Here is an 18,286-nt window from a genome sequence, read left to right on the forward strand (position 1 = left end):
TTAGTAGAACTTATGAATCATGAAAATTAATCTGAATGATTTAAAAACATTTTCTGAAGTAGTAAAAACTAAAAACTTTACTAAAGCTGCGGCATATATGGGTGTTACCCAATCGGCTGTAAGCCAGAGTATTAATAATCTTGAAGCACAGTTAGGAATAAAGTTATTAAACCGTTCTACCCGTAGTCTCACCCTTACAGAAGCAGGTTCGCGCCTTATTGAGCTCGTTGGTCAAAACATTGAAAATATTGACTTAGGAATAGAACAAATTAGCTCGATGAAAGACCTTCCAAGTGGTCATGTGCGTATTTCTGCCGATGCATTTACGATTAAGTATTATTTGTGGCCAAAGCTTAAAAAGCTTGTAAAACAATATCCCGATATATCTTTGGAACTGACTTCCGAAAACAGACGAATTGATATTGCAAAAGAAGGATATGATGCTGGGGTACGTGTTGGAAACTTGGTAGAAAAAGATTTAATTGCGGTTCCAATTAGTAAAGAAATTCCCTTCCGATTAATCGCTTCACCTGAATATTTAGAAAAGTATGGAACACCGCAATCTATAGACGATCTAAAAAAGCACAAAGGCATTTATATTCGTCTTTTAACTGATAACTCTTTAATGGCATGGGAGTTTAAAGATAAAAATAAAAGTGTATTTTTTAGAGGGCCCGTTCAACTGGTCATGACCAGTTTAGATGAAATGCTCGATGCTGTACTTGATGGCTGCGCAGTAGCTTATTTGCCCTACTTTCTAGTGAAACCAGCTTTAGAAGAAAAAAAATTAGTAAGTTTATTGGAACAACACGCTGTTACCTTGCCACCTTTTTATTTGTTTTATACGAGCCGTCGCTTAATGTCCCCTGCCTTTAAAATTGTTAAAGATACGTTGAGTGAAATATAAAGCTTAAAATCCTTAAGGAGTGAGTGGAAATCCAACTTTGTCACTTACTCCCCATTTGACTACCGTCATTGTTCAGTACTGAAACTCAACTTATGACACCGTAAATTTAAAGCTAGTAGAGCTATTAATCTTAAAAAATTCATTTGAAATTTCATTTAACAACTGTTTAATAGTGCTTCACCTGAGTATGCCTTACCATAGCTAAAAGATATAAGCTTGAAGGCATCCGTTGCAATGAATGACTCAGTTAAGTGGTTAGAAACTTTAAATAAAATTACTGGTATTGCTCAAACAGGTTTGCATTACTCAAAAGATGTTTATGACAAGGAACGTTATGAACAACTTCTAGGACACATTGAGTATTTATTAGAGTTAAAAGAAATCAAAACAGAAAATTTTATTAATAATGTTCTTCAAGATGTGGGTTATGCCACTCCGAAACTAGATGTCAGAGCAGTTGTTTTTAAAGAAAATAAATTATTATTAGTAAAAGAAATTGAAGATGGAGGTTGGTCCGTTCCTGGTGGATGGGCTGACGTAGGTTACTCGGCATCGGAAAATGCTGAAAAAGAAGTTATAGAAGAGACAGGTCTACGAGTTAAAGCCATTAAATTATTAGCTTTAACAGATAGAACCAAGCACCCTCACCCTCCGATGTTTTTACATGTGTATAAGGCTTTCTTCTGGTGTGAAATTATTGATGGTGAGCTGACACCAAGTATTGAAACACCCGAAGTTGGATTCTTTGGTAGAGATGAGCTACCGCCTATTTCTACAGCACGTGTAACAGAAGAACAAATACAGCAATTTTTTGATTATTTAGAGTCAGTACCAGAGGTTACTAAGTTTGATTAATTAAACTTAATGTAAGGTAGATCTCTTATATTTAGAGTTCTGTTATTACACTACGGATCAAATAAATGCTTAATTAATTAAGCACTTACAATATATTGATCTAGATTTTTTAATGCAAAATTAATCACTTGAGCAAGTTCTTCTTTTGAATATCCATCTCTTGCCTGAACAGATAAACCATGGAGAACGAGCGCGTAATATTGCCCTAAGGTTTTAGGGTCAGCCTCTGCCACCAATTGACCGTCTGATTTTGCCTGAATAAATCGATCGACCAGACTTTGGCCCCGTGCAATACGTTGTGCTTTCATCCAGTCTAAAACAGCTTGGTTTTCTTCGCCTAGCACACTCGCTGCCGACACGACCATGCACCCATAGGAATGGTTGGTTTGCGTGTAAAGCGCTAGTGCATCTTGAAATAATTGGCTGATTGCATCCTTAATATTTTTTTGCTTTAAAGCATTTAGCGCGAAATTACCTTCGTTCTTTTCATAGTGATTTACAGCCTCTCTAAACAAAGCCTCTTTTGAGCCAAACGCTTTATAAATTCGAGCGGAGGCAATCCCTAAAACTTCAACTAAATCTGACATTGATGTGCCTTCATAGCCGTGAAGCCAGAAAAAATCTCTCGCTTTTACGAGGGCTTCTTCTCGATCAAACTCTCTTGGTCTGCCAGCCATAATGACCCTTTATCAAACTTAGTACGTGTTTTCATTATTATTCGAAAAAAATATTTTCACAAATAAATCAATGAGATTTATTCAAAATAGTCCTGTTTTGTTTTGATTTTCAAATAAAAAGTTGTTTTTCTCAAAAATTAAGCCTATTGTTTGTCGATCGACAACTAATTAGGTTTTATTATGGAAACCATCAAAGGCCCTAGTATTCATCTTGCTCAATTTAGCGATGATGTTTTTCCTTTTAACCGCCTAGAAGATATTGCAGCTTGGGTAGCAAACCAAGGCTTTGAAGCCGTACAACTTCCTGCTTGGGATAAGCGTTTATTTGATGTCAATTTGGCAGCAGAAAGCCAAGATTATTGCGATGAAATATTAGGTACTTTAAACAATCATGGCTTAAAAATTAGTGAGTTAACGACTCATATTTTTGGGCAGCTAATGGCTGTGCACCCTGCTTATGACTCAATGTGCGATAACTTTGCCCCCTCTCATTTGCATGGCAATTCAGCGGCTAGAACCGAGTGGGCAAAACAGCAAATGCTCGCTTCAATTCAAGCATCTGCCCGTTTAGGTCTTAAAGACATGGGGACATTTTCAGGCTCTTTGGCGTGGCCTTATGTATTTCCATTTCCTCAAAGACCGTCAGGGCTCATAGAAACGGCGTTTGATGAATTAGCGCGTCGCTGGCTTCCTATTTTGAATGCTTGTGATGAACAAGACGTCAACCTTTGCTATGAAATTCACCCCGGTGAAGATTTGCATGACGGCATTACATTTGAAATGTTTTTAGAGCGGACTCGCAACCACCCACGTTGCCATATTCTTTTTGACCCAAGCCATTTTGTTTTACAGCAACTGAACTATGTGGAATATATCGATATCTATAAAGATTTCATTCGCATGTTTCATGTTAAAGATGCCGAATTTAATCCAACAGGCCGCCAAGGAATGTATAGCGGCTATCAAAGCTGGGGAAATCGAGCGGGTCGATTCCGTTCTACGGGTGATGGTCAAGTTGACTTTAAAGCGATTTTTTCAAAGTTAGCGCATTACGACTACGAAGGCTGGGCAACGTTGGAGTGGGAATGCTGCCTAAAAAATAAAGACGATGGCGCACGCGAAGGTGCCGAGTTCATTAAGCAAAATATTATTCATGTCACCAATAAAGTATTTGATGACTTTGCTGCTGCCCCCGTGAATCAGACTCAAATTAATCAGTTATTAGGTATTTAAGGAATCGTAAGAGAACTCAACATGAAAACTCAATTATTCAATGAAAACTCGTATAACGAATTCCAACATCATTACATTCACATCGAGAGCAAGAAATTACACTACGTGACCTTAGGGAAAGGTCCAGTTGTATTACTGATTCCGGGTTGGCCGCAAACATGGTACGCGTGGCACAAAGTCATGGTTGAACTGGCAAAACAGGGTTATCGAGCAATCGCGGTTGATTTACCCGGAACCGGAAATTCAGCTCCACTTGAAGGAAGTTACGATACGGGGCGTATTGCTAAAATTTTATCAATGCTCATGACTGAACTTGAATATCCAACTTATTCGGTGGTTGGTCACGACATTGGCATGTGGGTTGCCTATGCGCTTGCATCAGACTTTCCTGAGTCAGTCACTCGACTTGCGGTAACAGAAGCAGTGATTCCCGGTTTAGCGCCCGCACCTCCTATTTTTGTTGAGCCGAGTGAAAATATCTTTCTTTGGCACTTCATGTTTAACCAAACCCTTGACTTACCCGAAGCCTTAATCGCGGGCCGCGAAGATACTTATTTAAATTATATGTTTGATAAATGGTCGTGGCACAAAGATAAAGTGGCAACTGAAACTTATATTGAAGCCTATAAAATTCCAGGTCGTTTAACGGCGGGTTTTAATTATTACCGCTCTATTCCCGAGACCATACGTCAAAATAAAATCAGAGAAACTAAAAGTTTAGACATGCCAGTTTTAGCCATAGGCGCTGAACATGCCACAAACAATGCGCCTTATGAAACCATGAAAAAGGTTTCACCGCATTTAACCAGTGCGATTGTAAAAGACTGCGGTCATTTCATTATGGAAGAACAGTCAGAAATATTCAGTTCACTCATTTTAGATTTTTTGCAGCAGGAAAAAAGTGATGCCTCTACTTGCTGAAATTGAAAGCTGGCTTAAATCCAGACCAACCACACAGGCTGTAAACTCGTTACAAGAACTTAGGGAGCAAGTAAACAAAGACATTATTGATCAGCAAGGCATTCAACAAGATGCAAGCTATCAACAAAGTTTTTATGTTGCTGTTTCAGATGGTGCTGAAATTGAAGTTCGTGTTTATGTTCCCTATTCACTCGAAAACACTGAGCAATGGCCTGCTTTAGTTTTTGCTCATGGTGGAGGCTGGTGTCTGGGAAGTTTAGATGCATGGAACCGCACTTGTCGGCTGTTAGCAGAAACCACTCAACTGGTTGTGTTTTCTGTGGACTATCGATTGGCTCCAGAGTTTAAGTTTCCAACTCCTCTAAATGATTTTTTTACGACATTACGCTATATCCATGAGAATGCTTCACTATTTGGAATTGACTCAAACCGTATAGCTGTAGGTGGAGATAGTGCGGGCGCAAACATAGCGGCCGCTGCATGTCTAATGGCAAAACAACATCCGGAAATTAAGGTGAGCCATCAACTTCTTTTCTACCCAGCTTTAGATGCCACGATGAGTAGCAAATCTTATGACCAATACGCCGAAGGTTATGGTTTGGAGTCATCCACAATGGTTTATTGTTGGGATCAATATGTGCAAGATGAAAGTGAAAAACAGAATGAACTTGTAAGTCCGTTACTCGCTCAGTCTTTAGATGGACTGCCAGATGCAACGATTTTTGTTTGTGAATATGACCCTGTTCGAGATGATGGCGAAAGATATGCTCAAAAATTGTGGGATGCTGGCATTCAGGTGAACTTTCATTTGTTAGAAGGGATGATTCACGGCGTGATTCACATGCCGGCAATTAGCCCCGAGGAAGTAAAATCGATCTATCATAAAGTTCGTATATAGATAGATTCGTTTTTATTATTCAGACATATTACGTAGTTGAGCCACTCTTCAAAATTGTTTAATTAAACTTTTGGAGTGGCCCAACTTACTTTTAACTATGGATATGGGTTATCCAAGTTCCGCTTATGACACCGTAAACTTAACGCTATTATTTTGATAAATTGGCGTAATATCCTTGCCATTGAGTGTCACTTTTTTATAGGTGCCTTGGACTTTTTTAGCCGATAACACCGTATAAGTTCCCGCCGCTAAATTGTCTTTTGTGACGAGCTGCAATGTTCCATTTAAGGTCAGCGTATTTGCCACCTGAACGGCTGGAAGTACATTCGATTTAAACGTGATGTTAAATGTCGTTCCTGCAAGCTGAGTTAAATTACCCGCAATAGTAACTGTTTTAGCTGAGTTGGTTTTTAATAGGCTATTTTCACGCATATAAATATCGCCTTGACCTGCACCATGCTCAGACAATATTTCTAAACCACCCTGTTTTAAATCAATTCCGCCAGTAAACGAGTTATTTCCTGTCAGTGCTAAAGTTCCTGTACCTGATTTGGTCAGTTTCCCAGCACCCGTAATATCATTACTCCACTGATCATATTGATTAAAGCCACCTAAACTCGCATCCATGGTCAAATTAACATCGCCATCAAAACTGCCATAACCTGCACCCGCTCTAAACAGGTTTAAACGGCCATAACCTTCAATGTCATCCATGACTGGATAACCCGAAGCAAGTGCAGTCGATTTCAAAACCACACGGCGCTGATCGGCAGTTAAATAAGGCAGTCGAGTTTCCAATAAAACTTCTGCACCTTTAGGAACTGTTGCTATTTTTGTTTTATCGCCAATTTGGTTAAAACCATAGGTCATCCAGTGATTAACCTGCTGTTTTAATTTTTCAAGATCGGCAAAACGGTCATTCGCGTCATAACGTGTTTTGGCCAAGCTATAAAATGATTCAAACGTTGAGCTATTGGTCTCTTTCATGAGCTGTGTTTGAGCTTGTAAATAAGCTTCTTTTCGTTGCTCTACAGTCATAGCATTTAAGTTGGCAACATCTGCGGCAATCGACTGAAGACGTCCGCCAATCACGTCCATCGCTGAATGCATGCCCGCAATAATACGTGAATCACCAAGGTCCATACCGCGAGCAATCAATTCCTGATAACGCTGAGGCACTAAATACGCCATCGCAATTGCATTTCGACCAGCTTCGGCGGTGTGCCCACTTGGAAAACCACCGTCAGTTGCAGGTGTACTACTTTTAGCAGATTCTAAACTAGGTACAACAATGACTTCAGAACTCCAGCGCCACGGACGAGCATATTTATAAAAACGCTTTGCTGACTCTGTCGATGAGTTATTCCCCATCGCTTGAACAAACTCAACGACTTTTCCAAAGTTGGCATTGCCATCGGCCGTGGTTAGTCCACTATTATTGCCTTTGTCATCGTATTTTACTTGTGCAGCATCGGCTGGCACTGAATTGATTGTGGTGGTCTGCCCAGTGAGTTTTCTCCAAGGATCGGTTAATGCTCCCATCCCTGTCGTTACACTATAGCTTTTTCCGCGCCTATCATCTAAATAGGCTCGGATAGCTTCTTCGTCTGTACGCTTATGCGTGGTTTGAATTGAATAATTAATGTTGTAGTTCAATACATCTATATTCTTTTTTGTACCGTCCGTACTGTCGCCCGGTAAACCTGTCCAGTTTGATGCGACTACTGCCGGAAAACCATCTCTTGCCTCAGCAGATTGGCCTGCATCGACAAATAAACTCGAAGGCGTCCATACATCTAAAAAGCCGCTCAGCACACGTACGCCAGCATTTGTTTCAACCGTGGCATATCTTGCATCACCACGTTGATTGGTCGTCCACGAATCTACAATGGTGGTGATATTCGATGGAACTGGAGCAGTATCTTCAAAGCCTACACCCTTGGGCGCTGCGGGTATTTCTTGGTTTGCTGCCGAATTATCATCTGAACTATTACTGTCATTACACCCCGTAAAAAAGACCGAACAAGAAATAAGAGAAAGTAAAAGTGTATTTATTTTAAAGCTTGACATGGTGTGATCCGTTTAATAAATATCCATATCTTTCATCATGAATGTTTAGCTGTTATTACATATTTGAAATTAATTTAAATTTTTCTAAACAATGCTAACTCTCTTTTTACTTTCTATACTTAACTGCTGAAATAGTTGTTTTGCCTATTTTTTGAAGTAGGCAATCTGTTTTAAGAAGTCATTTAACGGCATCGGACATCCCCATAAATAGCCTTGAAACTCAGTGCATCCATTATTTTTAAAAGCACTAAATTGTTCAGTCGTTTCAATGCCTTCGACTAAAACTCGAAGGTTTAAATCTAGTCCAATTTTAATAATGCCAGTTACGAGTTTATTGCTACGTTTATCATCCAAAGCTGCCTGTACAAAGCTACGATCAATTTTGATTTGGCTGATGGGCATTTTCTGTAAATAGCTTAAAGATGAATAACCTGTACCAAAATCATCAAGGGAAAGCTGAATTCCATTTTTTGACAGGAAATGCATTTTTTCGATCATGCTTACACAATTATTTAAAGCAATATTTTCAGTGATTTCTAAAATGAGCCGCGATGGATTTATCTGATATTTTTGAACCATTCCAATCACGGTTTGCTCAAAGGTAGCTTGCATAAAATGATCAGCACTAATATTGATTGAAAGCGTAAGATCTTTGGTCTCGGCTTTTTTGCTCCAGTCTTGTAAAACTTTGCAGCCTTGAGCTAACACCCACTCCCCAATCTCTGGCATTAATCCAAATGTTTCAGCCGCTGGAATGAAATCTTTTGTAGGCACATAACCTAAAGTAGGATGATGCCATCTTAATAAAGCTTCTGCGCCAATCAACGTTTCAGATGAATTGATTTGTGGCTGATAAAAAAGCTCAAATTGTTGTTTAGCAAGAGCTAAGCGTAAGTCTTTCACCATGCTGTTTTCTATTTGTATCTCTAATTGCATGGTATAAATTGAAATACAAATCATTAATGTGGCAGCACAAGTTGCAATCCATCCGCCATGATTACGAATATCTTCAGATAGCGGTATAGCACTCTCAAGATTAAAAGAGCTTCCACTAAAAAATATAAAACACCCAATCGACAATAAAATTAAAATGAATTGTAAATAGCTTGGCTCTCTGCGGTAATTCAAATACCCCAATATCGCTCCAGCGGGTAAAAATAAATGAGCTACCTGTGGACGATCAACGGTAGCTATATCAAAAAATAGGCAGAATACCACTGGAAAAACCAGCAGTACGACTTGTGAAAGAAGAATACCGGCTGAAATTCGATTTATATAAATAAGAAAAAGGCTAAATATGGAGATCAATGTAAAAAAGATATCCATGTAAACAATCAACCACATTTGTGCAAATGCAAAATATATGGTCCAGAACAAGCAAAAAATGATGCAAATAAAGATATTTGCTTTGGCTGCAATTGTAAGCTGCTGATCCTTTACGCTGCGGTAATTTTTCTTGTGTTTCTTAAAAAAAGACGAAGCGAACATAAATAAATCAACCATAAAATATTTCTTCATAGACCCCCATCTGGATCATTGATACCCCACTTCAAGATTCACTAATAAAACAAAATGTTTTATTCCTTGTTATTTATACGACTCATCTTGAGAACGTTGTTGTTTTATCGTGGTGGTATAGTTTGGTTGTTTAATTGAACGATGTTGCTTATCAAACACCTTATAATTTTAAAGGATCATCCCCTAACGATACATGTGTCTGCGACTAAGGTACAGGCTCTAAATAGCGAAAAATTAGAACATTATTGTTTCTAGAATATATTGTCCCAATGATTGATATTAATAATAATTATCATTACTATTTAAGAATAATTTAAATGTGTGTTTAATTGCGCTACTCAGTGCCAATTTGTGGACTTCACTGCTATGAACCTCGATGTAGACAAACAGGTATGGTTTAGCCAAATTTACCGTTCTCAGCAAACTACGCTTTTATCATGGTTTAAACACAAACTTCAGCACCATCATCAATCTGAAGACCTAAGCCAGGAAGTGTTTTATCGTGCTTTAAAAAGTGAATATTGTTTTCAAAAAATTAAGGAACCACAGGCATGGCTTATGGGCATCGCCAAACATGTCATGATTGACTATTGGCGTCGTCAACATATTGAAAACCTCTATCTAGACGCCCTACAGCATCTTCCAGAAGAATATTATCCCTCCGCTGAACATGAAGTTTATATTCAAGAAACTTTATATCAGGTCCATTTAATATTAGAAAAACTGCCTACCCGCACAGCTCAGGTCTTTTTAATGTCTCAACTAGATGGCATGACTTATCGAGAAATTAGTGAAAAAATGAATATTTCTGAAGCCACTGTGAAAAGAGATATGAAACAAGCTTTTTTAGCTTGTATAGACCTCTATAATTAACCCTGTTAGCTGCGCTTAACTTGTTACCTTATGTCAGATATTACTAAAATCCCTCCTCATGTTTTAGATGCGGCCGCAGACTGGTTGGTACTCTTACATTCGGGTGAAATGACAGCGTTACAGCAACAACAATTTGAGGAATGGAAAACTGAAAAACAAGAACACCAGCTAGCACTCCAGCAAATGGAAAAATTCAGCCATGGTTTATCAAACCTTGCAGGTAACTTCCCTTCCGAAGCTTTAGTTCAGTCTAATAAAAAATTTAATATTGCTGCAAAACGCAATATGCTGTTAAGCCTTTCAGGTTTAATGTTCGTTGGTTTGTCTGCCTATTTCATACCTTGGGAAAAATGGCAGTCGGATTACCACACCAAAGTGGGTGAAATTAAAAAAGTAGCGCTAAAGGATGGCTCACAACTGATTATGGCCAGTGATTGCTATGTCGATGTAAATTTCACGCAAGAGACACGTCAGATAAAACTGATTGATGGAGAAATTTATATTGAAACGGCAAAGGATGCTCAACATCGACCATTTATTGTCGAAACCAAGAATGGTTCAGTAGAAGCCTTAGGTACTCAATTTACGGTTCGCCAAGAAAATAGCGAACAGACCAAAGTCAAAGTCTATAAACATGCGGTCGCAATTGAACCCGAGAACTCATCTAAACGGCAAATATTAAAACAAGGCCAGCGTGCTTTTTTTGACGAAAAATATATTTCAAAGTCTCTTCCTCTCGATAATGATCAACCGTATTGGACCCAACAACTTTTGGTTGTAGATCAATGGCCACTTCAAAAAGTGCTGGATGAGCTATTTCGTTATAAAAAAGGAAGCTACCATCTCGATGCGGAATTAAAAAATATAAAAATTTCGGGCGTATTTTCTCTAAAAAATCCTGAGCAAAGCTTAGAAACTTTAGCCTATAGCCATCAACTTGAACTGAATTATTACAGTCCCTATTTGTTAAATATTAAAAAAAGATAAAAAAATGTGACCCTTTTTTTGATCTGGTTCGACTTATAGAGAAATACACTCCCTGTCGAGAAGACCACATGAAGGATTATCAAGCAAAAAGTAAATTGGCTTTGGCTATACGTGCAGTGCTATGGAGTACGCCATTGGTGGTCACGGCGCTTACCTCAACTTCTATTTACGCTGCGCAAACTTATAGTATTTCAATTCGCCAGAGCACGCTTGATCAGGCCATTAAACAACTGGCGATTCAAACAGGCACAACCATTAGCTACGATAATGCCAGTCTTTCAAAAACAAAAAGCAAAGCGCTTCAAGGCAATTACGCTGTTGAAGATGCTTTAAGTCTGTTATTACAAAACCATCCATTTGAAGCCGTTAAAGTCAACAATGGTGGTTACAGCATCCGAGTGAAGGCTCCACCCGCTCCAATTGAACCCAAAGTTTTCCAGTTAGAAGCCATTAAAACAAAAGCAAATAACAATAATGAATTTGATACGGCAGGCAGTGAAACAGGTACGGCGCATTTAGCAACAATTCATGTTAATGCTGATCATGGTGAAAATTTAACAACCGAAGGTTCAGGTTTATATACAGCGAAGGCGACCACCGCTTCTAATGGCTTAGCTTTAAGTTTGCGAGAAACACCTCAGCTGGTCAGTGTAATCACCAACCAACAAATGAAAGACCAGAACCTCACCCAATTAACCGATGTTGTCAGTCAAGCAGCAGGACTCTCTATTAAACAAGGCGGCAATATTGGTAGTGATAATTCACCTATTTACGCTCGCGGCAAAGAAGTAGATAGCTATTTACTCGATGGCGTGAAGCTCATGAGTTCATATGCAAGTATTTTCCAAAGTCAGGACATGGCTTTATTTGACCGAGTCGAGGTCGTGCGCGGTGCAAATGGCTTAATGACAGGTGCTGGCAGTGCAAGCGCAAGTATTAATCTGGTCCGAAAAAAACCATTACAAGACTTTAAGGCTTCGGTGAGTGCTGACATTGGTTCATGGGATTCTTACCGTACCGATATTGATGTTTCTACCCCCCTTAATGAATCAGGAAGTATTCGTGGCCGTACCCTTTTTGCCTACCAAAAGTCAGACTCTTATATCGACCGCTACAATGAAGAACGTAAAGTTGCTTATGCAGTCGTAGAAGCTGATTTAACAGACCAAACCAAAGCAAGTTTAGGTGCAAGTTACCAGCAAATTGATTTGACTGGTGTGGCTAGAGGTGGTTTACCAAGCTTTTATACAGATGGCACACTCATTAATTGGTCCCGTTCAGATTCAGCGGCAGCAAGTTGGACGGGTTCAGACCGCTCAACGACATCTTACTTTGCCGACATTGAACACCAGTTTAATGATCGCTGGAAATTAAAAGGTGTAGTATCTAGAACCATTACCGATTCTGATGAAATTGTAGGTTATACCTACTCAAGTAAAGGGATCGATAAAGCTACTGGTAGCGGGGCGATGTTATATGCAACCCGTTGGGATTATCGTCCTACTCAAGACTTGTTCAATTTAACTTTGAATGGTTCATTTGATTTGTTTAATCAAACTCATGACGTGGTGTTAGGCACGACTTACACAAAAAGTAAAAATAAACGTCCCACCTATTCTGGCTGGAATAACTCAGTTGACGGCAAAATGACATGGGATGGAACTCTAAAAAATATTTTTGCTTGGGATGGTAGTACACCTAACCGGCCCGAAACAAAAATAGATGGTTGGTACAGTGGAGATGATCGTAGCCAATCTATTTTTGGTGCTGTTCGTCTTAAAGCAACCGACAATCTTGCAGTCATTTTAGGCACTCGAATTGAAGACTGGGAACGCGTAACTGGCAACCATTCAGATGCTGATAATAAGACCACCTACACAACACAAGAAGAAAGTGGCAAGGTGATTCCTTATGTGGGCATTACCTATGATTTCACTGACAATTGGACTGCTTACGCAAGCTACACCAATATTTTTTCACCACAAGATAAGAAAGCCGTTACAGGCGAATACATAGACCCATTAATAGGCAATAGTACCGAGCTGGGTATTAAGGGTGAGTTTTTTGATAATCAGTTAAATGTTGGCGCTGCTATTTATGAAACTAAAGAGGACAATACAGCAATTGCATTAGCAGATGTATTTGCCCCAGATGGTTCACAAGCCTATCGAACAGAATCTGGCACCAAAAGCCGCGGCTTTGAAATTGAAGCGACAGGTAAGTTGACTGATTTATGGCAAGTTTCCACAAGCTTTAGCCGTAACTTATCAAAAGATAGCCAAGACAACCGATTAAATACCGGTGTGCCAAATAACACAGCCAAACTGTTTACGACCTACACACTGCCTTATCTTGATGAAGCCCTGACCATTGGTGGCGGTGTTCGTTGGCAAAGCGAAATTTATGAAAAAAATGCGGTCTCTACAACGGGTAGATTCACTCAAGAAAGTTACGCTTTGGTCGACTTAATGGCACGTTATAAGGTCAACAATAATCTAATGCTCAACTTTAATGTTAATAACTTATTTAATGAGAAATACCATTTAGCCACCACAAATAGCTATTACGGCGCTCCGACTAATTTCCGAGTGGGTGTGAAATATGAATGGTAAATAAATTACTCGTCAATTAAAGACCTTACTTCAGAGGCAAATAATGTTCTTCTGAAGTAAGACTAAACTAGCTTAATCAATTGGAATGGAATATTTTTGGCTAAGCTCAGGCTATAATATTAGACATGCTCTATTATTTTATTTAATTGTCCTATGAAGAATGCGTTTTCTGACAGCAAACAAATTAGACAAGTGTCTAGTTTCCCTGAACTTGTAAATACAAAGTTCCGAGGAGAGACAAATGCAATTTGCTGGCACAGAAATTTGGTTGGCGACTTTAAAGAGATTGTGAATAAACTTCATTTAAAAGAAAATATTACAGAGGTTTCTGTTGAAGACCTTTTAGCGCTACAACTTTCTGAAAAAGGCAATCTGGCAAGAAAAACTATTTTAGAAGATATCGAGCAGTTAACTGATTTCGGCGCATCGCCAGTACTTAACTTACTTAAACATTATGAACGCGATGAAGAGCTAGATTTCATTTCAACAGATGTATATTCATTTCATGTTGATCGCTCTCCAGTTGAAACCGATACTTTCTTATGTACCTATCACGGCGCTGCCAGTGATATTGTTTCCAATGATCAGGTTGAACAAAAAGTTTTAATTCCAGAAATTAGAGAAAAGCTCAAAGAATTACATGATGGCCCAGAAGCTGAATTTGAAGCTTTCTTGGCAGAGTATTTCTTTGATTTGCATTATCAACCTAAACCCGCTGCCCAACCTGTAAATTTAGGCACGGGCCATATTTGGCGTTTAGCAGTAGATCATCCCACTCAAAAGGTTTTGCCTTGTGTTCATCGAGCCCCTGTTGAAAAAGATGGCGAGTATCGGTTGCTATTGATTTGTTAAATGTTTTGAGCTTAAGGTTGGATGATTAAATTTAATCTCATCCATTTAAAAAGAGTACCAAATAATGAAAAAATCAGTAGATGAGAAAAGAAAGATTTTCCGTGATCTCCATAAAGACGGATGTTTTATTTTACCTAATCCTTGGGATGCAGGCAGCGCAAAGGTACTCGAACAACTTGGCTATAAAGCACTTGCAACAACAAGCTCGGGCTATGCATGGACCTGTGGAAAAGCAGATGGTCAACTCGACAGAGATGAAACATTGGCACATTTACGTTACATGGTTCAGTCGACCAATCTTCCTATTAATGCTGATTTTGAAAGCGGATTTTCAGATACTACTCAAGGTGTTATTGAAAATGTTCTGATGGCGCTTGATACAGGTATAGCTGGTATTTCGATTGAGGATTCAACTGGAAATATTGAAAAGCCGCTTCGTGATATTCCTAATGCTGTTGAAAGAATCCGTGCAGCTCGTATAGCGATCGATCAAAGCGGAACGTATACGATGCTTATCGGCCGTGCTGAAAACTTTTTTGTTGGTGTGCCTGATTTAGAAGATACGATTAATAGATTAAAAGCATATTCAGAAGCTGGTGCTGACTGCCTATATGCACCCGGTATCAAAACACGTGAACAAATCATTGCTGTCGTTCATGCTGTTGCACCAAAACCCGTGAACGTTTTAATCGGCTGGGATAGTGATTTAACAGCAGCAGAACTTGCAGATTTAGGTGTAAGACGTATTAGCTTAGGTGGAGCATTAGCTCGTACAGCTTGGGATGGTTTTATTAAAGCAGCGAGTGCTATTGCCGAATCAGGTCACTTCCATTCACTCAATACGTTAGTTTCAAGTAGTGATCTAAATAGTCGATTTAAATAAGATTTAGATAAATCTCTTTATTTGGTAACTTTCAGACAGGACCTCTGTTATGACCCCAAACATCATACTTTCAAGTGATCGTATTCGGTTACGCCTTTTAAAGATTGAAGATTCAAGAGATTTAGTCGCCGCTGCATCAGACGGAGAACTATGGAACCTTCCTTTCACTGTCGTACCTTCAGCAGAAACAATAGATGACTATATTCACCTTGCGCTAGAAGGTTATCAAGCAGGTACAGTTCTTCCTTTTGTTGTTGAAGATATCGCTACAGGAAAGATCATTGGATCTACGAGATTTTGGAAAATAGATAGAAAAAATTTAAAGTTAGAAATTGGAAGTACTTGGTATTCGAAATATTGGCAGCGAACATACGCAAATACGGAAGCAAAATATTTGCTTCTTAAATATGCCTTTGAGGAATTAAATTGCGTCAGAGTTCAGCTTACAACAGATGTGCTTAATGAAAAATCACAGAATGCGATTTTAAGACTCGGTGCTCAAAAGGAAGGTGTTGTAAGAAATGAGAGAATTATGCCTGATGGAAGAAAAAGGAATTCTGTCAGATTTAGTATCATTGATGAAGAGTGGCCAAACATAAAAGAGAATCTTATTAAAAAGTTAAATTATTATTAATTTTTCTGCTCTTTTATTCCCATTCAAAAACATTGCAAATGAGTCTCATTTATATATACTTTACACACTTTTTTTGAGTCTAGTCGGCTCTCTTGTTCGCTTGAATAGTCACTCTTTTTTAGCCTTTCACGATTTTTATATCACTTAGGTATACTTATGTTTGCTTTCTCCCCGCGTAAAAATTTAATTACTGTTGAAATTTTAAAACATAGTAGCCCCTTGCTTTTATCCCTCATCCCTATCATGTCTTGGGCAGAAACAACTGCGATCCAACCAGCGCAGCTAGAGACTATTAAAGTTCAGGCGGAAGCGAACTCAAGCTATATCGAAAATCAAACGGCATCGACCTTACGAGGCAATCAAAAAAATCTAGAAAGCCCACAAACCGTAAATGTCGTTTCTAAGCAATATATGAAAGACTATTTACCTGCAAATCTGGACAATGCACTGACCCAAGTCAGCGGCATTACGCAAGGTAATACTTTAGGCAGTACGCAAGATACCGTAATGAAACGTGGTTTTGGTGATAACCGTGACGGTTCAATTACCGTAAATGGTATGCCGATTGTGCAAGGCCGAACCATGAATGCGGCTGTTGAACAAGTTGAAGTTTTAAAAGGCCCGTCTTCGTTACTCTATGGCATTATGGACCCGGGCGGTGTGGTTAATGTCATTACAAAGAAACCTGAGGCTACTCAGAAAACTGAATTTTCCGTCTACGGTTCAAGCTTTGCAGCGGGTAAAAATGGTTTAGGCGCAAGCATCGATACCACGGGCGCGATTAGTGATAGTAACTTTTCCTATCGCTTTATTGCCGATCACTCAGATGCAGACTATTGGCGTAATTTTGGTAACCTCAAACAGTCACTAATTGCTCCATCTTTAGCGTGGGATAATGGTCAAACTAAAGTGAACCTGAGCTATCAATACCGCCACTTTGATGTACCTTTTGACCGCTCTACCGTTTTTGATCCAAAAACAAACAAAGCCCTACCCATCTCTAAATATCAACGTTTAGATGAAGCTTTTAACCAAATGAAAGGTGAAGATCATTTAGCTCAACTGTTGGTAGATCACCAAATTAATGATAATTGGTCGGCTCACTTCGGCTATACCTACAACTACGAAACCTATGATGCCAATCAGTTACGTGTAACCAAGTTAGATACGACCAAACATACCGTGACACGCCGTACTGATGCGACTTTAAATGCAGAAAGTATAGACAGTAACGCCCAAGCGTATATCAATGGTTCAACCAATCTGTTTGGTTTAAAACATGATATTCAAATTGGTTCAGACATTGAATATCGCAAATATTTCCGTCCAGATATGGTTCGTGGTGATACCTCAACCTTAGATTATTTAAATCCAAGTTTTGGAACTGTTGAACCATCTCAAAATGTTGTCGCATCAGATAGCGACCAAACAGATAAACTACATACCTATGGTTTTTATGTTCAAGATGCCATTCATTTAAATGAAAAATGGATTGCTGTACTTGGTGGTCGTTACCTAAACTATGAGCAAACTGCTGGACGTGGCAGACCATTTAAGGAAAATACCAATACCAACGATGATGCTTGGCTCCCACACGCAGGTTTAGTCTATCAATGGAATGACCAACTTTCATTCTATGGTAGTTATACCGAGTCACTTAAGCCATCTTCTTCAATTGCTCCTTTAGGCGGCGACGCTGTTATTAATGCAGACGTTCAACCTGAACAAGCTAAGTCTTATGAAGTTGGTGCAAAATATGAGTTAAATGACCGTATTAAAGCCAATTTTGCAATCTACGATATTAAAAAACGTAATGTTTTAGCTAAAATTACCAATTCATCTACGAATGAAGTCGAACTGCATACAACGGGTGCTGTTCGTTCTAAAGGTGCTGAACTCGACCTGACAGGCCGTCTAACAGATCAGCTTGATGCTACCCTCACCTATGCCTATACAGATGCTAAAGTGACTGAAGATGAAAGTGGTCTAGAAGGCAACCGCCTAAACAATGTAGCGCGTAATACAGCTTCTCTAGCATTGGCCTATAATTATGGGCAGCTTTATAACGGTAACTTACGTTTAGGCTTGAGTGGTAATTACGTAGGAAAACGTGCTGGTGATTCGGAAAATACCTTTGACCTACCTGACTACACACTAGCGAATGCCTTTGTGAGTTATGACACCACCATTGCTAAACAAGCGGTCACTTTCCAATTTAATTTAAATAATATCTTTGACACAACTTACTACACAGCTAGCGTCAATAATTTGGCCGTATCTCAAGGTGACTCTCGCCAAGCAGTATTACGCGCAACCTTTAAATTTTAAAACACAGGATCAGAGCAGTGTTAAATCACTGCTCTTTC

14 protein-coding genes and 1 pseudogene are annotated in these 18,286 nt (G+C 39.0%); 12 read left to right on the top strand and 3 right to left on the bottom strand.

The window, feature by feature from the left end; translation table 11 throughout:
• Window positions 1-19: 19 nt before the first annotated feature.
• Both AOLE_RS12625 and AOLE_RS12630 read left to right on the top strand, forming a co-directional pair.
• A complete protein-coding gene (locus AOLE_RS12625; protein ID WP_013198349.1) occupies window positions 20-907 on the top strand; it encodes a LysR family transcriptional regulator in 888 nt (295 codons plus the stop codon).
• 234 nt (window positions 908-1,141) lie between these two features.
• Window positions 1,142-1,762: an NUDIX hydrolase gene (locus AOLE_RS12630; protein WP_013198350.1), complete on the top strand. Its 621-nt coding sequence runs from the start codon at window positions 1,142-1,144 to the stop codon at window positions 1,760-1,762.
• Between the two features lie 77 nt (window positions 1,763-1,839).
• Here AOLE_RS12630 and AOLE_RS12635 read toward each other — a convergent pair whose 3' ends face one another.
• Entirely contained in the window at window positions 1,840-2,439 is a 600-nt protein-coding gene (locus AOLE_RS12635; protein ID WP_013198351.1) for a TetR/AcrR family transcriptional regulator, read from the bottom strand.
• A gap of 180 nt (window positions 2,440-2,619) precedes the next feature.
• Between AOLE_RS12635 and AOLE_RS12640 the strand changes: the two genes are divergently transcribed.
• Genes AOLE_RS12640 through AOLE_RS12650 form a run of 3 tightly spaced genes read left to right on the top strand, consistent with a single transcriptional unit; the run spans window position 2,620 to window position 5,491 of the window.
• On the top strand, window positions 2,620-3,672 hold the full coding sequence (locus AOLE_RS12640) for a sugar phosphate isomerase/epimerase family protein (RefSeq protein WP_013198352.1): 1,053 nt from the start codon (window positions 2,620-2,622) through the stop codon (window positions 3,670-3,672).
• Window positions 3,673-3,693: 21 nt separating this feature from the next.
• Entirely contained in the window at window positions 3,694-4,593 is a 900-nt protein-coding gene (locus AOLE_RS12645) for an alpha/beta fold hydrolase (protein WP_023274280.1), read from the top strand.
• Window positions 4,577-5,491: an alpha/beta hydrolase gene (locus tag AOLE_RS12650; RefSeq protein WP_013198354.1), complete on the top strand. Its 915-nt coding sequence runs from the start codon at window positions 4,577-4,579 to the stop codon at window positions 5,489-5,491. Before AOLE_RS12645 ends, AOLE_RS12650 begins: the two co-directional genes overlap by 17 nt.
• Before the next feature lie 123 nt (window positions 5,492-5,614).
• Here AOLE_RS12650 and AOLE_RS12655 read toward each other — a convergent pair whose 3' ends face one another.
• Window positions 5,615-7,561 (bottom strand): acid phosphatase, encoded by a 1,947-nt coding sequence (locus AOLE_RS12655; protein WP_013198355.1) that lies wholly within the window; start codon window positions 7,559-7,561, stop codon window positions 5,615-5,617.
• 144 nt (window positions 7,562-7,705) lie between these two features.
• The gene (locus AOLE_RS12660) at window positions 7,706-9,079 is read right to left on the bottom strand and encodes a putative bifunctional diguanylate cyclase/phosphodiesterase (RefSeq protein WP_023274281.1); all 1,374 of its coding nucleotides are present in this window, start codon (window positions 9,077-9,079) and stop codon (window positions 7,706-7,708) included.
• 366 nt (window positions 9,080-9,445) lie between these two features.
• Between AOLE_RS12660 and AOLE_RS12665 the strand changes: the two genes are divergently transcribed.
• From AOLE_RS12665 to AOLE_RS12695, 7 genes and pseudogenes are all read left to right on the top strand, one after another.
• On the top strand, window positions 9,446-9,952 hold the full coding sequence (locus tag AOLE_RS12665) for a sigma-70 family RNA polymerase sigma factor (protein WP_013198357.1): 507 nt from the start codon (window positions 9,446-9,448) through the stop codon (window positions 9,950-9,952).
• 30 nt (window positions 9,953-9,982) lie between these two features.
• A pseudogene (locus tag AOLE_RS12670) lies at window positions 9,983-10,949 on the top strand (FecR domain-containing protein).
• A 58-nt stretch (window positions 10,950-11,007) separates the two neighbouring features.
• Window positions 11,008-13,551, top strand: a complete 2,544-nt coding sequence (locus AOLE_RS20755) for a TonB-dependent siderophore receptor (RefSeq protein WP_013198359.1) — start codon at window positions 11,008-11,010, stop codon at window positions 13,549-13,551.
• A 153-nt stretch (window positions 13,552-13,704) separates the two neighbouring features.
• On the top strand, window positions 13,705-14,403 hold the full coding sequence (locus AOLE_RS12680) for a DUF1826 domain-containing protein (protein ID WP_013198360.1): 699 nt from the start codon (window positions 13,705-13,707) through the stop codon (window positions 14,401-14,403).
• A 64-nt stretch (window positions 14,404-14,467) separates the two neighbouring features.
• Window positions 14,468-15,286, top strand: a complete 819-nt coding sequence (locus tag AOLE_RS12685; protein ID WP_013198361.1) for an isocitrate lyase/PEP mutase family protein — start codon at window positions 14,468-14,470, stop codon at window positions 15,284-15,286.
• A gap of 49 nt (window positions 15,287-15,335) precedes the next feature.
• Entirely contained in the window at window positions 15,336-15,920 is a 585-nt protein-coding gene (locus AOLE_RS12690; RefSeq protein WP_013198362.1) for a GNAT family N-acetyltransferase, read from the top strand.
• A gap of 156 nt (window positions 15,921-16,076) precedes the next feature.
• Window positions 16,077-18,248, top strand: a complete 2,172-nt coding sequence (locus AOLE_RS12695) for a TonB-dependent siderophore receptor (protein ID WP_013198363.1) — start codon at window positions 16,077-16,079, stop codon at window positions 18,246-18,248.
• Window positions 18,249-18,286 lie beyond the last annotated feature (38 nt).

Origin of the sequence: Acinetobacter oleivorans DR1 (genome assembly GCF_000196795.1) — a bacterium.
GTDB classification, from domain to species: domain Bacteria; phylum Pseudomonadota; class Gammaproteobacteria; order Pseudomonadales; family Moraxellaceae; genus Acinetobacter; species Acinetobacter oleivorans.

Coding starts and splice junctions, on each gene's coding strand:
- AOLE_RS12625 (WP_013198349.1), top strand. CDS start 20: ATGAAAATTAATCTGAATGATTTAAAAACATTTTCTGAAGTAGTAAAA.
- AOLE_RS12630 (WP_013198350.1), top strand. CDS start 1,142: ATGAATGACTCAGTTAAGTGGTTAGAAACTTTAAATAAAATTACTGGT.
- AOLE_RS12635 (WP_013198351.1), bottom strand. CDS start 2,439: ATGGCTGGCAGACCAAGAGAGTTTGATCGAGAAGAAGCCCTCGTAAAA.
- AOLE_RS12640 (WP_013198352.1), top strand. CDS start 2,620: ATGGAAACCATCAAAGGCCCTAGTATTCATCTTGCTCAATTTAGCGAT.
- AOLE_RS12645 (WP_023274280.1), top strand. CDS start 3,694: ATGAAAACTCAATTATTCAATGAAAACTCGTATAACGAATTCCAACAT.
- AOLE_RS12650 (WP_013198354.1), top strand. CDS start 4,577: ATGCCTCTACTTGCTGAAATTGAAAGCTGGCTTAAATCCAGACCAACC.
- AOLE_RS12655 (WP_013198355.1), bottom strand. CDS start 7,561: ATGTCAAGCTTTAAAATAAATACACTTTTACTTTCTCTTATTTCTTGT.
- AOLE_RS12660 (WP_023274281.1), bottom strand. CDS start 9,079: ATGAAGAAATATTTTATGGTTGATTTATTTATGTTCGCTTCGTCTTTT.
- AOLE_RS12665 (WP_013198357.1), top strand. CDS start 9,446: ATGAACCTCGATGTAGACAAACAGGTATGGTTTAGCCAAATTTACCGT.
- AOLE_RS20755 (WP_013198359.1), top strand. CDS start 11,008: ATGAAGGATTATCAAGCAAAAAGTAAATTGGCTTTGGCTATACGTGCA.
- AOLE_RS12680 (WP_013198360.1), top strand. CDS start 13,705: ATGAAGAATGCGTTTTCTGACAGCAAACAAATTAGACAAGTGTCTAGT.
- AOLE_RS12685 (WP_013198361.1), top strand. CDS start 14,468: ATGAAAAAATCAGTAGATGAGAAAAGAAAGATTTTCCGTGATCTCCAT.
- AOLE_RS12690 (WP_013198362.1), top strand. CDS start 15,336: ATGACCCCAAACATCATACTTTCAAGTGATCGTATTCGGTTACGCCTT.
- AOLE_RS12695 (WP_013198363.1), top strand. CDS start 16,077: ATGTTTGCTTTCTCCCCGCGTAAAAATTTAATTACTGTTGAAATTTTA.